Origin of the sequence: Nonomuraea helvata (assembly GCF_039535785.1) — a bacterium.
Classification (GTDB): domain Bacteria; phylum Actinomycetota; class Actinomycetes; order Streptosporangiales; family Streptosporangiaceae; genus Nonomuraea; species Nonomuraea helvata.
Genome location: NZ_BAAAXV010000009.1, coordinates 901135 through 923204, shown reverse-complemented (window position 1 = coordinate 923204; position 22070 = coordinate 901135). Strand labels below are relative to the sequence as shown.

The 22070-nt window shown below is 66.2% G+C and carries 22 protein-coding genes and 1 pseudogene; 18 read left to right on the top strand and 5 right to left on the bottom strand.

Features of this window, described 5'->3' with window-relative positions:
* Positions 1-572 precede the first annotated feature (572 nt).
* Positions 573-1415: an alpha/beta fold hydrolase gene (locus ABD830_RS37090; RefSeq protein WP_344998112.1), complete on the bottom strand. Its 843-nt coding sequence runs from the start codon at positions 1413-1415 to the stop codon at positions 573-575.
* A 94-nt stretch (positions 1416-1509) separates the two neighbouring features.
* Here ABD830_RS37090 and ABD830_RS37085 point away from each other — a divergent pair, with 94 nt between their 5' ends.
* The 12 genes from ABD830_RS37085 to ABD830_RS37030 all read left to right on the top strand — a co-directional run bounded on the left by ABD830_RS37085 (position 1510) and on the right by ABD830_RS37030 (position 14179).
* Positions 1510-2085: a TetR/AcrR family transcriptional regulator gene (locus ABD830_RS37085; RefSeq protein WP_344998110.1), complete on the top strand. Its 576-nt coding sequence runs from the start codon at positions 1510-1512 to the stop codon at positions 2083-2085.
* Positions 2086-2339: 254 nt separating this feature from the next.
* Positions 2340-2651, top strand: coding sequence for a barstar family protein (locus tag ABD830_RS37080; protein ID WP_344998108.1), 312 nt, complete (start codon positions 2340-2342; stop codon positions 2649-2651).
* Positions 2652-2870: 219 nt separating this feature from the next.
* Entirely contained in the window at positions 2871-3374 is a 504-nt protein-coding gene (locus tag ABD830_RS37075) for a hypothetical protein (RefSeq protein ID WP_344998106.1), read from the top strand.
* A gap of 350 nt (positions 3375-3724) precedes the next feature.
* Positions 3725-5578, top strand: a complete 1854-nt coding sequence (locus ABD830_RS37070) for an IS481 family transposase (protein WP_345002207.1) — start codon at positions 3725-3727, stop codon at positions 5576-5578.
* A 298-nt stretch (positions 5579-5876) separates the two neighbouring features.
* Positions 5877-6518: an HAD family hydrolase gene (locus ABD830_RS37065; protein WP_344998104.1), complete on the top strand. Its 642-nt coding sequence runs from the start codon at positions 5877-5879 to the stop codon at positions 6516-6518.
* A 518-nt stretch (positions 6519-7036) separates the two neighbouring features.
* Positions 7037-7354 (top strand): hypothetical protein, encoded by a 318-nt coding sequence (locus ABD830_RS37060; RefSeq protein ID WP_344998102.1) that lies wholly within the window; start codon positions 7037-7039, stop codon positions 7352-7354.
* A gap of 888 nt (positions 7355-8242) precedes the next feature.
* Positions 8243-9517: a glycosyltransferase gene (locus tag ABD830_RS37055; protein WP_344998100.1), complete on the top strand. Its 1275-nt coding sequence runs from the start codon at positions 8243-8245 to the stop codon at positions 9515-9517.
* Positions 9518-9984: 467 nt separating this feature from the next.
* Complete coding sequence (locus ABD830_RS37050) at positions 9985-10791, top strand: MerR family transcriptional regulator (RefSeq protein WP_344998098.1); 807 nt, start codon at positions 9985-9987, stop codon at positions 10789-10791.
* A 3-nt stretch (positions 10792-10794) separates the two neighbouring features.
* Complete coding sequence (locus ABD830_RS37045) at positions 10795-11712, top strand: hypothetical protein (RefSeq protein ID WP_344998096.1); 918 nt, start codon at positions 10795-10797, stop codon at positions 11710-11712.
* A 295-nt stretch (positions 11713-12007) separates the two neighbouring features.
* Positions 12008-12292, top strand: a complete 285-nt coding sequence (locus tag ABD830_RS37040) for a hypothetical protein (RefSeq protein ID WP_344998095.1) — start codon at positions 12008-12010, stop codon at positions 12290-12292.
* A gap of 23 nt (positions 12293-12315) precedes the next feature.
* Positions 12316-12573: a hypothetical protein gene (locus ABD830_RS37035; protein ID WP_344998093.1), complete on the top strand. Its 258-nt coding sequence runs from the start codon at positions 12316-12318 to the stop codon at positions 12571-12573.
* A 127-nt stretch (positions 12574-12700) separates the two neighbouring features.
* A complete protein-coding gene (locus ABD830_RS37030; RefSeq protein ID WP_344987595.1) occupies positions 12701-14179 on the top strand; it encodes an NF041680 family putative transposase in 1479 nt (492 codons plus the stop codon).
* Positions 14180-14616: 437 nt separating this feature from the next.
* Here ABD830_RS37030 and ABD830_RS37025 read toward each other — a convergent pair whose 3' ends face one another.
* A complete protein-coding gene (locus tag ABD830_RS37025; protein ID WP_344998091.1) occupies positions 14617-14937 on the bottom strand; it encodes a hypothetical protein in 321 nt (106 codons plus the stop codon).
* 679 nt (positions 14938-15616) lie between these two features.
* On the opposite strand from ABD830_RS37025, the pseudogene ABD830_RS37020 reads away from it, so the two are divergent.
* Positions 15617-17050 (top strand): annotated as a pseudogene (locus tag ABD830_RS37020) (IS481 family transposase); the annotation flags it as partial.
* Between the two features lie 457 nt (positions 17051-17507).
* Here ABD830_RS37020 and ABD830_RS37015 read toward each other — a convergent pair.
* Entirely contained in the window at positions 17508-17849 is a 342-nt protein-coding gene (locus tag ABD830_RS37015) for an inositol monophosphatase family protein (protein WP_345002208.1), read from the bottom strand.
* A gap of 80 nt (positions 17850-17929) precedes the next feature.
* Between ABD830_RS37015 and ABD830_RS37010 the strand changes: the two genes are divergently transcribed.
* Positions 17930-18817: an IS5 family transposase gene (locus ABD830_RS37010; RefSeq protein ID WP_378521066.1), complete on the top strand. Its 888-nt coding sequence runs from the start codon at positions 17930-17932 to the stop codon at positions 18815-18817.
* Here the strand turns inward: ABD830_RS37010 and ABD830_RS37005 are convergent.
* Positions 18812-19357 (bottom strand): inositol monophosphatase family protein, encoded by a 546-nt coding sequence (locus ABD830_RS37005; protein WP_344998088.1) that lies wholly within the window; start codon positions 19355-19357, stop codon positions 18812-18814. The genes ABD830_RS37010 and ABD830_RS37005 overlap by 6 nt on opposite strands.
* Positions 19354-19614 carry a DUF5919 domain-containing protein gene (locus ABD830_RS37000; RefSeq protein WP_344998086.1) on the bottom strand — a complete coding sequence of 87 codons (261 nt, stop codon included), beginning with the start codon at positions 19612-19614 and terminating at the stop codon, positions 19354-19356. The genes ABD830_RS37005 and ABD830_RS37000 overlap by 4 nt, the downstream gene beginning before the upstream one ends.
* Between ABD830_RS37000 and ABD830_RS54420 the strand changes: the two genes are divergently transcribed.
* From ABD830_RS54420 to ABD830_RS36980, 4 genes are all read left to right on the top strand, one after another.
* Positions 19577-19921, top strand: coding sequence for a phage integrase central domain-containing protein (locus tag ABD830_RS54420; RefSeq protein WP_378520979.1), 345 nt, complete (start codon positions 19577-19579; stop codon positions 19919-19921). The two genes, ABD830_RS37000 and ABD830_RS54420, sit on opposite strands and share 38 nt — an antisense overlap.
* Positions 19922-20047: 126 nt before the next feature.
* Positions 20048-20737 (top strand): site-specific integrase, encoded by a 690-nt coding sequence (locus ABD830_RS36990; protein ID WP_344998082.1) that lies wholly within the window; start codon positions 20048-20050, stop codon positions 20735-20737.
* Positions 20738-21275: 538 nt separating this feature from the next.
* Entirely contained in the window at positions 21276-21656 is a 381-nt protein-coding gene (locus ABD830_RS36985) for a type II toxin-antitoxin system RelE/ParE family toxin (RefSeq protein WP_344998080.1), read from the top strand.
* Positions 21653-21985: a helix-turn-helix domain-containing protein gene (locus tag ABD830_RS36980; RefSeq protein ID WP_344998078.1), complete on the top strand. Its 333-nt coding sequence runs from the start codon at positions 21653-21655 to the stop codon at positions 21983-21985. The genes ABD830_RS36985 and ABD830_RS36980 overlap by 4 nt, the downstream gene beginning before the upstream one ends.
* Positions 21986-22070: the final 85 nt, after the last annotated feature.

Here is a 22070-nt window from a genome sequence, read left to right as displayed (position 1 = left end):
CCGCGCTGCCGCACTGGACTCTTGGGCTGTGCTGCTGGGACGCCGCAGTCGTAGGTTGCGGTGTGTGCACCTACGAACGGATCCATCGGTATCGCCTCGTGTCCGCCATTTCCTGGACGAGTTCGCGCGTTGGTCGGACCCGATGTCTGTGGAGCGGATCAATCGGATTGCTCGTGCGGTCGATCAGGCCGGCCTCAATATCGACGCTCCCGTTGAGGCGGTGGAGGCGATGATCGCCTTCGAGCAAAGGTATGGCGGACTCTTGCGGACACACCGCTGAGGATTCTCAATCGGAGCATCGAGCAGCGGTTGGAGGCTCACGCGCTGTTCGCCGCAGTACGCGACTGGCCGCACCTGACACTGAGACTGACCTCTGAGCGGGGAACCGTCCCGAACCTGAGAGGGCGTTGCGTGAGTTGATGTCCTTTTCGTCGTTTGCGCTGGGCAGGGAAGGCTGGTCAGGGACTTCGCGGGCGGGCTAGGGCTGCGGTTGAGCGAACAACCCGGGACGAGTCACCCGCCGTGGCCAGGCAGCCGCCGGGGTAGCGGGTAGTGCCACCCCGGCGGCGGGGTCACTTGGCGGCGAAGGCCAGCAGTGCCTCGTTGACCTCATCGGCGTGCGTCCACAGCAGGCCGTGCGGGGCGCCCTCGACCTCGACGTAGTGCGCCTCCGGGAACGCCTCGTGGAAACGACGCCCGGTGACGTCGATCGGGAGGATGTTGTCCCTGGTGCCGTGCAGGATGAGTGACGGCTTTCCGGCCGCGCGCACCGCCGCGACGTCCTGGCGGAAGTCCTCGATCCACGCCGCCACCACCGCGTAAGCGGCGACCGGGGCGGAGGTCGTGGCGGTGTTCCAGTTGGCGGCGACGACCTCCTGGCTGATCCTCGTGCCGAGATTCTCATCCAGGTTGTAGAAGTCCTTGTAGAACTGCGTGAACCAGGCGTATCGGTCGGCGCGGGCAGTGGCGACGATGCCGTCGAACACCGACTGCGGTACTCCGGCGGGGTTGTCGTCCGCCTCCACCAGGTACGGCTCCAGCGACGCCAGGAAGGCCAGCTTGGCGACGCGCTCGTGGCCGTGGTTCTTGACGTAGCGGGCGAGTTCGCCGGTGCCCATGGAGAACCCGACGAGAATGACCTCGCGCAGGTCGAGCGTCTCCAGCAGCGTGTTCAGGTCAGCTGCGAAGGTGTCGTAGTCGTACCCGCTCCCGACCTTGCTCGACTGGCCGAAGCCCCGGCGGTCGTAGGTGATCACCCGGTAGCCGGCGGCGAGCAGCTCGCGCGTCTGACGCTCCCAGCTGTGCCCGTTCAGGGGGTAGCCGTGGATGAGGACGACCGGCTGACCGGATCCCTGGTCCTCGTAGTACAGCTCGACGTCGGTGCTGTTCTCGGTGCCTACCTTGATGTGGCCCATGAGAAATCTCCCTCCAATCCGCTAGAGAACGATCGTTCTCCGCGTATGTCCACTACAGTAGAGAACGCTGGTTCTCTGCGCAACTGGAGCTCCCGTGATCGATGAGGAAACAGCACGTGACCAGGTCGTCTCCACCGCCGACCGGTTGTTCTACGCCCACGGCGTCCAGGCCGTCGGCATGGACGCCGTCCGCACCGAGGCGGGTGTCTCGCTGAAGCGCATCTACGCCCTGTTTCCCTCCAAGGACGACCTCGTCCTGGCAGTGCTCCGCCACCGGACCGAGCAGTGGGACGCCGGCGTGGCCCGCGCCCTCGCCGCCGCCCGCACGCCCCGTGACCGGATGCTGGCCGTCTTCGACTTTCTGGCGGAATGGTTCCGCGAGGACGACTTCCGGGGCTGCGCCTTCATCAACTTCTTCGGCGAGCTGGCCGGTGGCAGCAGCCGGGTCGCCGAGGCGGTCAGGGAGCAGAAGACCTCTTTCCAGCGCCATGTTGCCGACCTGGTCCGCGAGGCGGGTGGTCCCGGCTACCTCGCCCCGCAGCTGGCCCTGCTCGCCGAAGGCGCCCAGACCACGGCCGCCATCACCGGGGACCCCGCCACGGCTGCCCACGCCCGCGCCGCCGCCGAGACCCTCATCGGGGCCGCCTTCAGTCCTGCCAGCGGATTCTGACCAGCCTTCCCTGCCCAGCGCAAACGACGAAAGGACATCAACTTGCGCAACGCCCTCTTAAGATGGCTCCTTTGGAGAGGGTAGAAATCGAAACCCGGCTGTCAGCTTGGGAATTGCAGGGATCACGGGCAATACACCACGGGTTCCGTGGTCGGCGCGTTTGCTGGGGCAGTCGTGGTTGACCCCTCGTTGCCGGAGTTAATGGCACGGCGATCAGGCTCTGGGTTGCGGCGATGCATGTTGGGGGTGGCGTGATGCGCGTCGTCGTGGATGGTCGGCAGGTGTCCTCGGAGGCCGATCTCCACCGGTTACTCGCAGGACCTTTGGACTTCGGCCCGTACTACGGCAACAACCTTGCCGCGCTCTGGGACAGGCTGAGTACCGATGTGGAGCGACCGGTGGAGCTGGTGTGGACTCATTGGGAGGAAAGCAGGGCCAACCTGGGTGCCGATCTCTTCGACAGGATCCGCCGACTCTTTGACAAAGTTCAGGCACAAGACGCGGCATGGGGCCTGCGCAACCGCTTCACCTTCGAGCTGCGCACCGCGCACACGCCGCCCGCCTGATCACCCCGTCTGCCGTCGGCTCGCCCGAAGGGGAAGTGGCCCTTGTCTGCTCGGCGTGTCCCGGGTCGATGGCAGACGGGATGATCAGGTCCCTCCCTCAGCCACCCACAGATCGGCGGCGATGAGCAGACCCTTGGCGATCACCCCGGAGCCGGAGCGCCCGCCAGGGGCGATGGTTTAAGGAGCGGCGATTGTGGCTGGACCGGTACAGTTTCGCCCATGCAGATTATTTATCGTCCACGTTGGTCGCTCGCCTTTTTCTCTGGTGGAGTCGGCGCCATCGTGGTCGCCGTCGTCTATTGCATCCTGGCCATCGCCCTTGGCTTGCCCGCAGGTTTGACGGCAGGGGTTACCGTGGCGGCGAGCATGTTGTATCTGCTTTTCATTGTGATGAAGGTGCGGCGCCGAAGTCTGACGGTTACCGAGGAGGGAATGATCGCTCAGAGAGATACCTTCAGGGTTGCGGTGAACTGGTCGGACTTCGTTGATGTGCAGTCCAAACGCATCGGTGGCCTGTATCCGGTGGACGTGATGACCTTCAGCGGCGGAGCCGTGGAGCCGGTGGACGTGAGTGGCCGTCGGCGGAAGGCAGTTCCGTCGAAGGTTCACACGATCGGTGCCGATCGACGGATTCAGGTGGGCGTCTACGCCTCTGATTGGCGTACGGGGCCGATCGGCGAGTTGGTCGCGCGTCACTCCTCGCAGGGCCAGGGAGTCGAGTAGGAATCGGGAAAGTCTCGCTCTGATGTGGCGGTGCGCCGCTGGGATCGGTGAGTGTGTTCGGTACGGCGGGCGTGCGGGCGCGGTTACGGCCCGGCTCGCCGCCGTCCGGGACCGGCCCTCAGACAGCGCGCCTGGGCGGCGGGCGGCAGAGGGCCAAGAAGGATGCGCGCCGCGCCGCCGTCTTGATCCCTATGCGATCAATTCGGCAACGCCGCTGCTTGATCGCCTGTCCTGTCTCGCTTGATGGTTGACACACTGGCCTCGCTTGATGCTTGACACCTTGATCGTTATCTGTGCCTGCTCGTGGCGTTATCGACGCTTCGGGGGAGGCTCGGGTGGCATTGGTGGAGTTGAGCGTCGTGGAGCAGCGGTATCACGCGGTGATCGAGGTGTTGTCCGGAGCGAAGGTCACCGACGTGGCCGGCCGTTACGGGATCTCGCGGCAATCGGTGCACTCCTGGGTGCGCCGCTATGAAGACGGCGGCCTGGCGGGGCTGGCCGACCGCTCGCATGCGCCGAAGGCCCATCCGATGCAGACCCCGGCCGCGGTGGAGGCGCTGATCTGCGAGCTGCGGCGGGCTCATCCGCGGTGGGGGCCGCGCACGCTGTTGTGGGAGCTGGGGCGGCGCCGGGTGGAGCCGTTGCCGTCGCGGGCGAGCATCTACCGGGTACTGGTGCGCAACCATCTGATCGAGCCGGTCACCAGGCGGCGCAGGCGCGAGGACTACCGGCGTTGGGAGCGGCCGGGGCCGATGCAGTTGTGGCAGATGGACATCATGGGCGGGCTGCTGCTGGCCGACGGCAGCGAGGCCAAGCTGATCACCGGCGTGGACGATCATTCCCGGTTCTGTGTGATCGCCTCGGTGGTGGCCCGGCCGACCGGGAGGCTGGTGTGCGCGGCGTTCGCCGCGGCGATGCGCGCTTATGGGGTGCCGCTGGAGGTGCTGACCGACAACGGCAAGCAGTTCACCGGTCGATTCGGCGGGCCGAAGGCGGGCGAGGTGCTGTTCGAGCGGGTCTGCCGGGAGAACGGCATCAAGCTGCGGCATACCGCGCCGCGGACTCCGACCACCACCGGCAAGATCGAGCGGTTCCATCAGAGCGTGCGCCGCGAACTGCTGACCGAAGCGCTGCCGTTCGCCTCGCTCGAGGCCGCCCAGGCCGAGCTGGACGCCTTCGCCGAGCACTACAACACCGCCCGACCGCACCAGGCCCTGGCGATGGCCTTCCCCGCCGACCGGTTCTTCACCGAACGCAGCGACGAGCAACGCCGGGCCGAGCGGGAACTGCCGCTGCAGTTGCCCGCCAACCTGACCACGGTGACCGCTCCCGCTCCTGCAACCGCTCCTGCGGCGCGGCCCGCCGCCACGTCCGCGGATCTCCCGGTCCCGGCCATCAATCACTCTGATCAGTCCGAACGGCCAGAGCCCATCCTGACGAGCACGGTCGATCCGCTGTTGCGCCAGGCGATCGAGGTCGATCGGGTCGTGCCCGCCTCGGGCAACCTGTCGATCGGTGGCCAGCAGCTCTGGCTCGGCCCCGACCGGGCGGGCCTGCCGATCACCTTGTGGATCAGCACTCAGCGGCTGCACGTGTTCACCACCGGCGGTGGCCGGCTCAAGAGCGTGGCCTCCCGGCTGACCGTCAAGGACCTGGCCGCGTTGCTCGCCTCGGGGCAGGCTCGCCCGGCGCCGGACGACCCCGTCGCCGAACCGCCGATCGAGGTGAGCGCCGTCGAGGTCGACCGGCAGGTCAGCTCGATCGGCACGATCAGCCTGGCCGGCCGGGCCTTGTGTATCGGCGCCCACCTGGCCGGCCGCCGCGTCATCGTGAGGCTGGACGGCATCACCGCCCGCGTCATGGACGAGCAGCGCCTGCTGCTGCGCGCCGTGTCCTGCCCGCTCCCGCTCGGTGAGTGCGTCTCCCTGCGCAACGCCCGCCCCGCCGGGTCACCGCCCGGCGCTCCGACCGAGCCCGTCACTGTCCAGCGGGTGGTCTGCAGCCGCGGCCACTTCCAGGTGGTCGGGCAGAAGATCCAGGTCGGCCGGGTTCATGCCCGCAAGATCCTGGACGTGACCGTGGACGATACCCACATCACCGTGCACGACAACGGCGAACCGGTCCGCGTCGTGCCCCGAACCACCACCCAGGAGGTCACCCGGATCAAGTCCCAGGCGCATACTAAGAAGCGAAAGATCGGCTAGGAGTGTCAAGCATCATCCGATGCCAAAGCGTCAAGCATCAAGTGAGATCAGACAGCCGGTTGAACGTGGCGGCCTTACGGCCTGAGCCGTACGGCCTGCGCGGTATCGGGTTTGATTACCTACTGGGTCACACGCACGCCGTGCTGGCCGGCCTGCTGGAGGCGGCACTGCGTGCCTCTACTGCTCTGCTCGGGCCCAGCGGGGCTGCCGTCACATGGTGATCCGGCCCGCAGAATCTGCATTAGAGTGCTGGCTGGTCGAGCAGTGGTCGCCGCGGCTACCGGAAAGGACCGAGACAGTGAAAAAGTACATGCTCTTCGATCATGATGGCGTTCTGGTGGACACCGAGTTCTGGTATTACAAAGCCGGGGAACGCGCCCTGGCGGACATTGGCTTGACCTTGGACAAGGATCAATACCTTCGGGAGATGGGCCAGGGCTTGGGCACATGGGCCCAAGCCAGGGTGGCCGGTATAGATGAACAAACCATCAGCAGACAGCGTCAGGTCCGTGATGATTACTATCAAGAATATCTGAGAACAGAAGCCATTGAGATCGAAGGCGTTGTTGAAGCTCTGGCTGAACTGTCAAGATACGTCCGTATGGCCATTGTGACAACTGCCAAACGTGCGGATTTTGAGCTTATCCATGAAAAGCGCCAGATCAAGCAATTCATGGATTTCGTTGTTGTTCGTGAAGACTGTCGGCTCGCCAAGCCGCATCCGGAACCATACCTGATCGGCGTTAAGCGCTTCGGAGCCACCAAAGAAGAGACACTGGTTGTTGAGGATTCATCCAGGGGGCTGAACTCAGCCGTGGCGGCCGGTATTGACTGTGCTGTTGTCCACAACGACTTCACAAAATCAGATGACTTCACGCAGGCTACCTATCGAATCGAAACTCTGGCTGAATTGAAGGACATTATCCTTAATGTAGACTGAAGGAGCAAGTTGGGTCGGCCGGTCTGCTCCGCGTTCTCGATCTTGTTTTCAAGCTGCTGGGCAGGGGGTCCCGCCCGGCTGTCGCGTCGGGTGGGCGTCGGATCCACGGTCTGACGGGGTGCCTCCGGGGTTGGGGTCGGGTGGGCGTGTTGGGCGGTCCGCCTGAGGGATCGAGCGCGAGAGCGAAGGCGAAACAGGCCAGGAGTGTGTCCGCCCAGGGCCAGGTCGCCGGGATTCTTGGTCACAGGTGGGTGAGTTGCAGGCGAACTCGGCGCGCAACTGAGCCGGCGACTGCACCTGCGGGGGCCGCTGCGGCGTGCCCTGCTGCAGAAGGTCAGCGACTCGGCGACAAGCGGCAGCCGCGCCGATTCGCTATTGACAGTGCGCCCCAGTCGGCCCGCGGCGTAACGTTCACCGGCGTGCCGCACCCCGGGCCGCTCCCCGCCGGCCCGCCGCTCGGCCGACATTGTCGCCAACGCCTGCTTTCGCCTGTTCGCGCACCTCAGCCGGCCCACCAATTGCGTGAGAACACGCCCGACCCGGTCGAACGCGAGCGCCTGGCTGTCGCGCTGCAGGCGGTCGAGCTAACGGTCGCCAAGACGGCCGCGGTCGCCGGCATGCCATCCCAGCAGACTCCAGGACGAGTGAGAGCTGGCGGACACGCATGGGTGCCGCTCCCCGCTTGGGGGGACGACAACATCAGGGCGGTCGTGATCTACCAGCACGCGGTCAGAGGTGCTGACCGGGTGATCACGAATGCCATCGATCAGCGGCTCAAGCAGCGGGACGAGGGCGACGATGACGGCTTGGCGAGTGTGCCGGCTTCCGAGGGCTAATTGCACGGGAGATCGAAGAGAGCCCTAGAAACGATCAAAGCCAGGTTGGGAATCCATCCCTGACCTGGCTTTTCGTAGTGAGAGCGGGTGGCGGGAATCGAACCCGCGCTGTCAGCTTGGGAACTCCTTCAGATTATGCCATCTGACCTGGGGAAAGGCCGATCTGGGCAGGCAGCGGTCGAGTGGCCGTGGGTCCCCACGATTCCCCGCTGATCGCCAACCGTACGGGCACGCAACGGGCACGACCGGCGGTGGGTGGAATATCCGGCAAGGCGCAGGTCTCCCCATGCATACGGGGCGCTCGAGGCTTGTGCTGGCTAGAAAGTTCAGCATAGGCTGAATCTCCTAGCCTAAAGGAAAGTCGGAACGGTACGTGTCTCTACGGCATCGTCAGGCGCTGCCTGCGACTCGCCCCCGTCGTGGGCGAGTCGCGGTGACAACGGCGTCGGCTCCGGGCGGTGGTGCGGACCGCGAGCAGATCCTGCACTGGGTCGAGCGGGGAGCGACAGTTTGCAGCGAAGTATGGGATTGGCGCCGATTACCGCGAGGGTCCTTGACTGGCTGCTGATCTGCGATCCGCCGGAGCGGTCGGCCGGCGAGATCGCGGAGACGATCGGGGCCAGCCGTGTTCGCCGCCTTTGGCGATATCGCGGAAGAGGGCGTACGGCTCCGCCGGGGAGACGCGGCGCGTACCCAGCGCATCCGCTCCCGCCCGGCGATCCATCGCGCTGCTGACCAACCTGCCCTCCTAGCGAATCGGCGGCGCCACCGCGGGCTGAGCCATCCGGGCCGCTCTCATCCCGGCCGAGCAGGTGGCAGCCGCTGAGCCATTGGGCGATCGCGCGGCGACCAGTTGAATGTTCAGTTCAGGAAGGCGCAGAGAACCATATGAAAGTTGTCATCATCACCAGCGGCACGCGTGGCGACGTGGCGCCCTTCGCCGGCCTGGGAGTGCGGTTGATCGCGGCGGGGCACACCGTCGCGATCGCCACGCAGGAGGCATTCGCCGACACAGTACGTGACGCCGGATGTGAGTACCGGTGGATCCCGGGTGACACCCGCGGACTTCTTGGATCCGAACAGGGGCGGGAGTGGCAGGAGCAGGGGACCGGGAAGCTGAGCGGCATGCGTACCAACATCAGGTTGGGCATGCGACTGCTGGAGGAGATGGGCAAGGGAGTCCTGGCCGCCGCCGAGGGCGCGGATGTCCTGCTGCTGCAGCGGGTCGCCGCGTGGCACGGGTACGTCGTGGCCAAGGCCATGGGCATCCCCGGCATCACGCTGGAACTCTTCCCCAGTGTGCCGACCGCGGACTTCGCGCTGCCGTCGTTCGACGTTCGGGCCTTCGGCCGGTGGGGCAACCGGAACATCCCCCGATTCGCCATGTGGGCCAGCAGCCGGATCAAGACGCCGCTGGACCGTCCGATCAGGGAGTTCCAGCGGCAACTCGGCGTGCCGGTCAGCGGGCTGGGCGCGGTCAAACTGCAGATGCTCCACGATCGGAACTGGCCGATCTACCACGGGTACAGCCCGGCCATCGCGCCCCGGCCGGCCGACTGGCGGCCTGGCGTGGAGGTCGTCGGCAGCTGGTGGCCGCCGTACCCGGACGGCTGGCAGCCGCCGGCGGAGCTGGCGAGTTTCCTGGAAGCCGGGCCGCCGCCGGTGTTCGTCGGCTTCGGCAGCATGACCGGCAGCGCCGGGCAGCGCCTCGCGGAGACCGTGTCGGCGGCGCTGCGCCAGGCCAAGGTCAGGGCGGTGGTCCAGGCGGGCTGGTCGGACCTGGCCGCGACAGGCGACGACGTGATCACCATCGGGGACGCGCCGCACGAGTGGCTGTTCCCACGGATGGCCGCGGTGGTGCACCACGCCGGCGCGGGAACGACGGCGGCCGGGCTGCGCGCCGGCTCGCCGGCGATCCCGGTGCCGGTATTCGGTGATCAACCGTTCTGGTCGGACAGGCTGGTCAGGCTGGGCGTGAGCCCGGGGTGGACGCCGATGAGGAAGCTATCGGCCGAGCGGCTGGCCGCCCTGATCCAGCAGGCGGTGACTGATCGCTCTTACCGGCAACGGGCCACGGCGATCGCCGATCGCATCCGCAAAGAGGACGGCTCCGGCCAGGTCATCCAGGCGCTGGAGCGCATCGAGCGTGGACGCACCAGTTGACGCGTTCTCAGGCCTGAGGTGAAGGCCGGAGATTCTGGCCTGTGCGACGCCGTTCAAGCGGCGGCACTTCCTGGGCTTCCTGCTTCGTCGGGCTCCCGCGACCACCGCACCGACACATCCCGATCTTCGGCAGGCGCAGCTTGCCGCAGGCGGTGAGGTCACGTCCACGTCCGTGGACGTGACCGACCTGGGCAAACGGAGGTGCAGGTCGTGCCGGGTCAAGTGGCCGTATGTATCCGTGAATGGCCTCGGCTACTCGTCCGTTCTGGCACGGATCCGGCACGTGGATCATGCGGGCTCCAGCGCGGGGGTTCGTATCAGGTGTTGACGTCACTCCAGACGACCATGTTGGTGATCGGCCCCCCTGACATGCACTACGGCACGACGGCTTCCCTGTACCGGCTGTATAGAAGCCGGTGACTGCGCGGGTTTGACCTCGCCCCAAGGGCATGGTCCAGGCTAGGCGGGTGAACGACGCGGATCTCATGCTGCCTGGCGAGTTCGGTGCTGCCACCCGGCTGTCTCCGAAAGCGCTGCGGCTCTACGCGGCGCAGGGCCTGCTGGTGCCGGTCTACACCGACCCCAGCAGCGCGTATCGCCGCTATCACCGCGACCAGATCCCACTCGGTCGGCTGATCGGCTGGTTGCGCATGCTGGACCTGCCACTGGCCCGCATAGCCTCGCTGCTTCCACTCAATTCGCAAGCCCGCCAAGCCGAGCTGCGCGCCTGGCTGGCCGCTCAGGAGATCGAGCTCCAGCAGCGGCGTGAGCTGGTTGAGGCACTCGATTGCACGAGCCGTGCAACCGCCGGTACCCCGACGCTCCGAACTCGGCCGCAACGCAAACTGCTGTGCCGGGAACGACGTGTCCACATCGACGAGTTGGAGGCTTTCATGGCCGACGCTCAGGAGCACATCTGTGCCCGGTTGCGGGCTGTCGGATTGTCCGACGACGGACCGACGTTGGTGCACTTCCACGGATTCGTGACCCGGGACAGTGACGGGCCAGTGGAGGTCGCGGTGCCGTTTACCGGCTCGGTGGAACCCGTCGACGATCTGCGGGTCAGACTCTCGCCAGCCGGCACCGATGCCGTGCTGCCGGTCGCCAAGGCGGACGCCGACTTCCCCATGATCTTGCACGTCTACGGTGCGTTGGAAGCCTGGATCGACGCGCATCGGCTGGTCTGCGTCGGCAGCCCGGTCGAGGTCTGGCCCGGCAGTGATGGCGCGGTCCTCGACGTCACCTATCCCATCGTGCCAAGTGCAGAAAGTTGAGCGATGCATCCCTACGTTGGTTCCGGACCCTACTGTTACGCCAACTCACTGGCGATGGTGTTCGGCTCCACTTCGCCCTCGCCGTCGGTGATCGAGGTGCTGACGGGTTCGCCGTTCGGCTTCGAGTTGCTGGCCGAGCGGCTGCCGCTGTTCGACCCGTACGGCTGGGACCCTGATCGGGGCCTCGATGACGCGATTGCGCTGCTGGGTTGGACCTGCCGACGCCAGGGTGCGGACGACGATGAGCAAGCCCTTGCGCTGCTGCGCGACGCGGTCAAGGCCGGCCCGATCCTGGCGGGACCCGTGGAGATGGGCCTGCTGTATCACGTGCCCGAGATGAGTGGGCCGATCGAGGCGGACCACTTCGTCACGGTGCTGGAAGCCGACGACAAGGTCATCCGATTCCACGACCCACACGGACACCCCTACGCGACCCTGCCAACCCGAGATTTCCTCGCCGCGTGGCGCGCCGACACCATCGCTTACCGAACCACGCCCTACACCATGCGCAGTGAATTTCAGCGGGTCCGAGAGGTCACCGCCGAGGCGGCGCTACACATGGCCCTGCCCGGTGCGGTCGCCTGGCTGCGCGGACGCGATGACCTCACGGTGCCACCAGGCACGCTGGGGGGCGCCGCCGCGGTCAGCCGGCTCGCCGACATGATCACCGGCGGGCTGGATCCCGAGGTGCACGATCACCTCGTACACTTCGCGATCCGGGTCGGTGCTCGACGGCTCACGGACGCCGCGACCTCCTTCGCAAACCTGGGCCGCCACCAGGCCGCCGCCGTGGCCACCCGACAGGCGCGGCTAGTGGGTAGCCTCCAATACGACCTCGTATCCGGGCTCACGACGTCCGCTGCTGAGACGCTGCGGCAGCTTGCCCCGACATACGAGGAGTTGGCCACCGTGCTCTGCTAGCTGGGAGCTGGGGGTCTGCACGGGCGCGGTGGACCCTCTGCCACGTAGAGAGGCCCTGCGATCAAAGCCCGGGTATCATATCCATCGTTCTGCCTGGGCTTTCGCAGGGAGAGCGGGTGACGGGAATCGAACCCGCGCTGTCAGCTTGGGAATTGCAGGGATCTTGGCTCGTAGGGGCGTTGACCTGCGCCTGAGGCCGGTCGTGAATGACCGTGGTTGACCCCTCGTTACCGCCCCTTATGCCACGCTAATGGCACGGCGATCATGCCGTCACCCAGGTAGTACGCTCCCTGTCATGCTCACCACGCGGTGGCCTGACGACTTCGACGACCACGCCTGGGAGATCGAGGCCAAAGGCTGGTTTGAGGGCGTCATGGTGGAGTGGAACGGGCGCCACATCCGGCCGGTGTTCTACGACCCCGTACGGCTCGGCCAAGAGATCGCCGATACCTTCGCCCGAGGCGAGGCGTACTTCCGGGAGCCCAATCTGATCGTGGTCCAAGCCACTACTCGGGACCACATGCAGACCGCTGTTGAGGGGCTGTCCGATGAGGACCTGGAGCAGTTGGTAGCCGAATGAGGGCTCGCGGAAGGTGAGACGCGGTGCGTGTTGAGCAGCTGGCGGCGGTGCGGATCCATAGCGATGGGCTGAACCCCGAGGAGATCAGTGATCTTCTCGGAGTCCGCCACTCGTCCACCGGGCCGGGAGATGTGTGGATACTCGAACCTTCGGCCGCTGACGAGGCGGCATCACTTGATGATCAGATCGCGGCTGTGATCAATCCCCTCCGCGTGGTGGCGGACAAGCTCTCAGCTTGTCGTTTAACCTCTGGCCTGGACGTTTGTGGCGATCGGGTCTGAGAGTCATCTATCCGGCATAGCGGATTGTGTCCTCTGCGATACGGCGTGTCGCCGTGACCCAGGCCAGCCACCGTCTCCACCTTCAAGGTGTCAACCCAAAGAAGAGGAGGCGGTGGCTGTGTCCTCCATGCTGGCATCCGCGGTGGCGGCTGTCCTGGAATCGGGCCAGGAGGGTGAGCGGGCCGAAGCGATGGCGGAGTTGTCGGAGTTCCGCCAGGAGATATATGGTTGCCTGACGGCGCGCGCGGATGAGCTGTTCGAGCTGGCCGAGGCGGTGTTATGCGCCGACGGGCCGGTACGCAGCCTGGTCGGACTGGCGCTGGCCCCCGAACACCGGCGCGGTCACGGCGCCTTGTATGACGCGATCAACCACGGCCGGATCGAGATCGGCCGGCTCCGCAGAGCCCTGGCTACGGTGCCGCTGCCGCGCGCGGCGGGCGGGCGGATCGTCCTGGCCGCCGATGTGACTGCGTGGCTGCGGCCAGACGCGCCGACCAGCCCCGAACGGCTGTTCTGCCACACCTACGGCCGCCGCAAGGACGAGCATCAGATGATCCCCGGCTGGCCATACTCGATGATCGCCGCACTGGAGACCGGCCGGACCTCCTGGACTGCGGTGCTCGACGCAGTGCGGCTCGGCCCCGACGACGATGAGGCCGCCGTCACCGCAACCCAGCTTCGCGACCTGGTCGCCCGCCTGATCCAGGCCGGGCAGTGGCGTCAGGGCGACCCGGACATCCTGCTGGTGGTCGACGCCGGATACGACACCGCCCGACTGGCCTTCCTCCTGGACGGCCTGCCGGTGGAGGTGCTGGGCCGGTTGCGCTCGGACCGGGTGCTGCTGCGTCCCGCCCCATCGCGTGAGGAATTCCTGCTGGCCAGCCCCGGTGGCGGACGTCCGCCCAAACATGGAGGCGAGTTCCGGATGAAGGACGAGACCAGCTGGGGCGAGCCGGCCCACCTCACGAGCACCGCCACCAGCCGGTACGGCACGGCGGTCGCCTCCTGCTGGGACCGGCTACACCCTCGGCTGGGCCGCCGCAGCGCCTGGATCGATCATGTCGGCGAGCTCCCGGTCATCGAGGGCACCCTCATCCATCTGCGGGTCGAGCACCTGTCCGGCGAACGTGATCCCAAGCCGGTGTGGCTGTGGACATCGGCCATCGGCATCACCGCCGCGCATCTGGATCGGCTCTGGCAGGCGTTCCTGCGCAGGTTCGATCTTGAGCACACGTTCAGAATGTGGAAGCAGACCCTGGGCTGGACCGTCCCCAAGATCCGCGACCCCTACGCCGCTGACCGCTGGACCTGGCTGATCATTATCGCCTACACCCAGCTTCGTCTCGCTCGCCTCCTCGCCGAAGACCTTCGCCGCCCGTGGGAGAGGCCGCTGCCGCCCGAGCGGCTCACCCCCGCTCGCGTCCGCCGGGGGTTTCGCCACCTCCGCACGAGCCTGCCCCAGCCCGCCGGTGCGCCCAAACCCACGAGCGCTGGTCCCGGACGCCCCAAGGGATCAAGGAACCGCGTCCCCGCCCGTCATCACGAGGTGGGAAAGACCGCCAAACGCGCGGCATCACTCACCGAGCACCGCGAGCAGGCAGGTTAAACGACAAGCTCAGAGCTGGCCGAGAAGGGAGCCGAGGTCGAATTGCTACTTACGAGGAGCCTGTTGGGGCCCGGAGTGGGGATGCTGTGTTTCATGCTCGACAGCCCCGTGATCAAGTTCTTGGCGGATGTGGGTGGATCAGTGTGGTTCGACGAGTACGACGAGGCCACCGAGGCGACGTGATGCGCACACCACCGCCCGCCTGATCACCAGGCGTGCAGGTCAGGGCTGGCCGGTTGACCGTGAGTGGCCGCTGTTCCCCTGCCGTTCCGGCACGGATCTGGCACGGTGAGCGAGTCTGTGCCTGACACTGCCTCAGCTACCTTGCACTTCCCCCCATATCCATAAGAGCGTGATGGATCACGTCGTCAAGGACAGCGCGAGCCTAACTTGGACGCCTTCGCAGACCACGATCTTTCTCTATGTTGCCATTGTGATCAACGCTCTTCTGTTACGCGGTGTGCTACGGAGTCGTCCTGAAGGACGGCGCTCCGAAACTCTTCGATCACCGGCCACAGCGGGCTGTCCTTCTGGTTGAAGGTGTCGATATCGATGTGCTGATCTTTGTCGATGATCCTCGCGTTCGACGCGTCGCCCTCCTCTGTCGGCTCGGTGACCGATCGACTCGCTTTCTCCGGACTGTCGCGACTGGCCAGATGGACTCCGACTATGAGAATCAAAGCAATGCCCGAGAGGGCCATCAGCCAGTAGCGCCATGCCCGACCAGACCTGGACCGCATTGGGTCTTCCATGATCACCTGTCTACTCCAATACGCATGGGCAAGTCTGGCGTTTCACGAATCAGGCCGTGAGGGCGGTAAGGATCTGGTGCCTCGTCGCCAGTTCGGAAGATTTCGACGCGCGACTCTCTGACTTTCCGCACTCTAGGCCCGAGAGCTTTTGGTTCCCGTGAGTTCCCGTCACTTCTCCTGACCCCTCGCCTTACTGACACGCGAGTGGCACGGCTGGAGTGACTACGGTCTCCAGCCCCGCTGTTCGGTGGGCTGGGGCTGAGGCAAGAAGTCCCAGACCTTCGATCGCCCCGGCCCTGAACGGAGCTCAGCCGTCATCAGGCAATCGTGAGGGTGGTACTGGTTCATACCTTCGGCGGCGGTGCGGCCCAGTACGGTGGCCGAGGGCCGGGTACGGCGCGCGGGCGGTGCGGCGGGCGGCCCAGAGTCCCGCCGCCGGCCGAGACCGGCGCCCACGCCGCACGCTCGGGCGGCGTTCGGGCGGCGGGCCGTGCGGCGGTGCGCCGCGCCGCCGCGCTTGATACTTACAAGAGCTATTCGGCAGTGTGCAGGCTGTGTCTCGTGTCCTGTCTCGCTTGATGGTTGACACACTGGCCTCGCTTGATGCTTGACACCTTGATCGTTATCTGTGCCTGCTCGTGGCGTTATCGACGCTTCGGGGGAGGCTCGGGTGGCATTGGTGGAGTTGAGCGTCGTGGAGCAGCGGTATCACGCGGTGATCGAGGTGTTGTCCGGAGCGAAGGTCACCGACGTGGCCGGCCGTTACGGGATCTCGCGGCAATCGGTGCACTCCTGGGTGCGCCGCTATGAAGACGGCGGCCTGGCGGGGCTGGCCGACCGCTCGCATGCGCCGAAGGCCCATCCGATGCAGACCCCGGCCGCGGTGGAGGCGCTGATCTGCGAGCTGCGGCGGGCTCATCCGCGGTGGGGGCCGCGCACGCTGTTGTGGGAGCTGGGGCGGCGCCGGGTGGAGCCGTTGCCGTCGCGGGCGAGCATCTACCGGGTACTGGTGCGCAACCATCTGATCGAGCCGGTCACCAGGCGGCGCAGGCGCGAGGACTACCGGCGTTGGGAGCGGCCGGGGCCGATGCAGTTGTGGCAGATGGACATCATGGGCGGGCTGCTGCTGGCCGACGGCAGCGAGGCCAAGCTGATCACCGGCGTGGACGATCATTCCCGGTTCTGTGTGATCGCCTCGGTGGTGGCCCGGCCGACCGGGAGGCTGGTGTGCGCGGCGTTCGCCGCGGCGATGCGCGCTTATGGGGTGCCGCTGGAGGTGCTGACCGACAACGGCAAGCAGTTCACCGGTCGATTCGGCGGGCCGAAGGCGGGCGAGGTGCTGTTCGAGCGGGTCTGCCGGGAGAACGGCATCAAGCTGCGGCATACCGCGCCGCGGACTCCGACCACCACCGGCAAGATCGAGCGGTTCCATCAGAGCGTGCGCCGCGAACTGCTGACCGAAGCGCTGCCGTTCGCCTCGCTCGAGGCCGCCCAGGCCGAGCTGGACGCCTTCGCCGAGCACTACAACACCGCCCGACCGCACCAGGCCCTGGCGATGGCCTTCCCCGCCGACCGGTTCTTCACCGAACGCAGCGACGAGCAACGCCGGGCCGAGCGGGAACTGCCGCTGCAGTTGCCCGCCAACCTGACCACGGTGACCGCTCCCGCTCCTGCAACCGCTCCTGCGGCGCGGCCCGCCGCCACGTCCGCGGATCTCCCGGTCCCGGCCATCAATCACTCTGATCAGTCCGAACGGCCAGAGCCCATCCTGACGAGCACGGTCGATCCGCTGTTGCGCCAGGCGATCGAGGTCGATCGGGTCGTGCCCGCCTCGGGCAACCTGTCGATCGGTGGCCAGCAGCTCTGGCTCGGCCCCGACCGGGCGGGCCTGCCGATCACCTTGTGGATCAGCACTCAGCGGCTGCACGTGTTCACCACCGGCGGTGGCCGGCTCAAGAGCGTGGCCTCCCGGCTGACCGTCAAGGACCTGGCCGCGTTGCTCGCCTCGGGGCAGGCTCGCCCGGCGCCGGACGACCCCGTCGCCGAACCGCCGATCGAGGTGAGCGCCGTCGAGGTCGACCGGCAGGTCAGCTCGATCGGCACGATCAGCCTGGCCGGCCGGGCCTTGTGTATCGGCGCCCACCTGGCCGGCCGCCGCGTCATCGTGAGGCTGGACGGCATCACCGCCCGCGTCATGGACGAGCAGCGCCTGCTGCTGCGCGCCGTGTCCTGCCCGCTCCCGCTCGGTGAGTGCGTCTCCCTGCGCAACGCCCGCCCCGCCGGGTCACCGCCCGGCGCTCCGACCGAGCCCGTCACTGTCCAGCGGGTGGTCTGCAGCCGCGGCCACTTCCAGGTGGTCGGGCAGAAGATCCAGGTCGGCCGGGTTCATGCCCGCAAGATCCTGGACGTGACCGTGGACGATACCCACATCACCGTGCACGACAACGGCGAACCGGTCCGCGTCGTGCCCCGAACCACCACCCAGGAGGTCACCCGGATCAAGTCCCAGGCGCATACTAAGAAGCGAAAGATCGGCTAGGAGTGTCAAGCATCATCCGATGCCAAAGCGTCAAGCATCAAGTGAGATCAGACAGCTGGTTATGCCTGGTGGCATTGGGGGCCTCGGCGATGAGTTCGACGAGGTCGGCTATGAGTTTCGGGCTTGCGGCGATGGTCGCGTGGGCGCTCATGCTGTGGGGGCTGCCATCGAGGTCGACGACCGCGGCTCCGGCTTCGCGGGCGATGATGACGCCGGCGGCGGTGTCCCATGGGTTGTTGGTGAGCATGACGTTGGCGTCGATCTTGCCGTCTGCGACCCGGGCGAGATCGATCGCGGCTGAGCCGAACATCCGAATGCGCTGGACGCGTGCGGCTAGGCCGTGTTTCGAAAGATCACGTGTGTGAGGCGTGTCGGTGATCGTTGAACGAAGAGGTCTCCGGTAGGTGGTTCAACGACCAAGAAGAACGAAATACCGGAGACCTCGTGACCAGCGTAGTGGTGACGAGGCGGCACGACCTCACTGATGCGCAGTGGGCGGCGCTGGAGCCGCATCTGCCTGCCGCATCGGGCAAGGGGCGTCCGCCGAAGTGGAGCAAGCGTCAGTTGATCGACGGGATCCGGTGGCGGATCCGGACCGGGGCGCCGTGGCGGGACGTTCCTGCCTGCTACGGCCACTGGTTCACCGTGTATGGCTTGTTCCGGCGCTGGCAGCGGGAGGGGATCTGGGCGCGGATCCTGGCGGCCTTGCAGGCGTGTGCGGACGCCGCCGGGAAGATCGATTGGACGGTGAGCGTGGACTCCACCATCACCCGGGCTCACCAGCACGCGGCCGGAGCACGCCGGGACGGTCACCTGCAAAAGGAACCACCCGGCGGGGTGCACAGCGAGCCGGCCGATCATGGCCTGGGGCGCTCGCGCGGCGGGCTGACCACCAAGACCCATCTGGCTTGCGAGCAGGGCCGCAAGCTGCTGGCTGCGGTGGTGACCGCCGGGCAGCGGGGCGACAGCCCGCAGTTCATACCGGTGCTCGGCAAGATCCGGGTGGCCCGCCTCGGCGGTGGCCGTCCCAGGACCCGCCCGGACCGGGTCCTGGCCGACAAGGCCTACACCAGCAAGGCCAACCGGACTCATCTGCGCCGGCGTGGGATCAAGGCGTGCATTCCGAGCAAGGCCGACCAGGACGCTCACCGGCGAGCCAAGGGATCGAAGGGAGGTCGCCCGCCCGCCTTCGACCCCGCGTTCTACCGGCTGCGTCACGCTGTGGAGTGCGGCATCAACCTGCTCAAAGGCAACCGCGGCATGGCGACCCGTTACGACAAGCTCGCCGTACGCTACGAAGCCGTCGTCATCATCGCTGCGATCAACCAGTGGCTCAATGCCTTATGAAACACGACCTAGTTCCTTGGTCAGGGCGAGACGGGGCCGGTTCCGTTCGTGGGCATCCTTGCCCACGGCATAGTCGCCGATGGCCACGATGGCGGTTTCCAACTCGCGGGCATCACTCACTCGAATGTCGGATCCGTTGGCTTGAGCACCTGCCCCTTCGGCTGCTGTATAGCGGATACCGAGGAACGGGAGATCGATGACTCCGAGCGTGGGCATGTCCGTGTCGATCAGCCCGAGAGATACACCGCACAGTGGGATGCCGTGCAGGAAGTTGGCTGTTCCGTCCAGCGGGTCGAGTGCCCACATCAGACGGTCACCCATGCGGCTGACGCCCTCTTCTTCGCCGAGGAACCCGGTCCCAGGTGTCTCTCGCGACAGGAATTCGCGTACGGCGTGTTCTACGGCGTAGTCCACTTCTGTCGCCATGTCACGGTCACCTTTGGTGGTGACGACACCGGGAGTCTTGGTTCTGATGATGTCGCTGGCGATTGATACGGCGCGTTCGGCGATGGGAAGAAGCGTTCGGGGGTCGATGGTCATACAGGTTTGCTCCGCTCCCACATATCCCTGAACACCTGGTCGAAGACGGGGAACAACCCCTCCGCGGCGGTGTTGTCTTTGATCACGAAGGTTGGCGAGTCGACTCCGCGGGATTGCGGTAGGTACGGCTGAACCACGCAGAGCGCCCGGTCAACGATCAGCAGGTTGAAACGGATCGTCTCGTCGTAGACGTGGAGTTCGAGGCGCTGGGCCGACGCGGTGTCGAGTCGATCGCGCAGCCTGGTCAGCAAGGTCAAGCTACAGGACTACGCCGAGACCTGGATCGCCCAACGGCCCGGCCTACGGCCTCGAACTGTCGATCTCTGTCACTGGCTGCTCAAGAAGCACCTTGCGCCACATCTCGGCAACGTCCAGATAGCCAAGATCAGCACTTCGGCCGTTCGGCAGTGGCGGGCCGATCTTCTCGGTAACGGTGTGTCGGTGAGCATGGCGGCCAAGGCGTATCAGCTGCTACGGGCCGTACTGATGACCGCCGCCGACGACGACCGCGTCATCCCGGACAACCCGTGCCGGATCCGCGGGGCCGGCGACGAGCACGCGTAAGAGCGTCCTGTGCTCACCGTCTCCCAGGTGTTCGAGCTGGCCGACTGAGTCGGGCTACGTCCGATCGGCAACGTCCGCAAGATCAAGGATGGTGCGTACCGGCTGCGCTTCCAGCGGCACGGCGCGATGCGCACCTATCCGGAGATCTTCCTCACACGAGCGGCGGCCGAGCGGGCGCTGTGGAAGATGGTTATGGAGGGAAAGGCCGACGCCACCCAGGACCGGCGGTTCCGCGCGATGGTGCTCCTGGCCACGTTCGCGAGCCTGCGTTGGGGTGAGGTCAGCGCGCTACGCCGGATGGATGTCGATCTCGAGGCGCGCACGGTCCGCGTCCGGGTCGCTTTCGTCGAGCGCTCTGCGGGTGGGCTGGTGCTGGGGCCTCCCAAGTCCGAGGCCGGACGCCGCACGGTGGGCATTCCGCAGAGCATCGTCCCCATCCTCCGGGAGCACATGGACACCTACGTTCAGGACGAGCCGGGCGCCCTCATGTTCCCAGCGGCCAAGGGCGGGCCGATACGCCGCAGCGGCTTCAACATCCGCACTCGCTGGGTGGATGTCGTCACGGAGATGGGTCTGACGGGGCTCCATTTCCACGACCTGAGGCACACGGGCAACATGCTGGCCGCCGAGTCCGGCGCGGGCCTTAAGGACCTCATGGCCCGCATGGGCCACGACAACGTCCGAGCGGCCATGATCTACCAGCACGCCGTCAGGGGAGCCGACGAGGCGATCACTAACGCCATCGATCGGCAGCTCGAAGCGCGCGACGATGACGGCGACGAGGGCACGACGGGCGCGCTGGTCCCCACAGGGTGATCAAGAGCTAATGGCCCGTTAATGGCCCGCGAAGATCGAATCAGTCCGGAAACAATCAAGGCCCGGGTCGGGATTCAAGTCCCCACCTGGGCCTTCACGATGAGAGCGGGTGACGGGAATCGAACCCGCGCTGTCAGCTTGGGAATTGCAGGGATCTTGGCTCGTAGACGCGTTGACCTGGAGCTGAGGCCGGTCGTGAGTGACCGTGGTTGACCCCTCGTTACCGCCCTTAATGGCACGCTAATGGCACGACGATCAGCCTGCGACCTGCTGTTCCTCGCGCGACGTGTACCCTCTGGGCGCCTGATCACTTTGCCTGCAGTTGACCCGTGCGGGGGGAAAGCGGCCAGGGCCACGGGGGCATCCTTGATTGGAGACACGCAACGGGCACCCCCGTGCGGGGCAGTGCCTGGACCCGCGAACCTACGCATCCACCAATCGGCTCGACACCAGGCTCGCCAGGCGCAACCTTCGGCGAGAGGCGACATGCATCGGATGTGGATGTGAAGAATATGACTAGATGGTTATAATCGCTTCCATGGGCTGGGAGGTCAGTCTTCATCCGGAGGTCGAGGCGTGGTACCTGACCATGTGCGTAACCGATCCGGAGACTGCAGACCTAGTCAAGGACGCGATCGATCAGCTCGCGGAGGAAGGCCCGACGGCGCGTCGTCCTCTGGTCGACCGGGTACAGGGCAGCCGGTACCACAACATGAAGGAACTACGCCCGCCCTCATCGGGGACGAGTGAGATCCGGATGCTGTTCTGCTTCGATCCGGTAAGGGAAGCGATCTTTCTGGTAGCCGGCGACAAAGCCGGCAACTGGAACCGCTGGTATCGGGAAGCGATACCACTGGCTGATGAACGATTTGCCCAGCACCTGATCACGCTCAAAGAAGAAGAGCAGGAGGAGCGATGAGCGCTCGGTACAGCAAGTGGTCGGATGTCAAGGCCAAAGCGGCAGCGCTCGACCCGCGAGACGAGACGGAACGCGCTGCTGGAGAGGCCGCCGCGCGTGAACGCCGCGAAGCGTACGTCCGCGGATTCCAGCTCGCCGAGATCCGTCAGGCCGCCGGTGTCACTCAGGCTGAACTTGCCCACACCTTGGGAGTCAGCCAAGCTCGCATCTCCAAGATCGAACACGGCGAAGTATCCGGCATCGACGTCGTACGAGAGTACATCGCTGCACTCGGGGGTCACTTGGATCTCGTAGCTACGCTCGGCGACCGAACGTGGAAAGTCGCCTGAGATAGGCGCGCCGATCCACAGCCAAGTAGGTCAGAGCTTTGACCATGCCAGCCCTGACCTGGGCCTTCCTTGTGGAGCGGGTGAC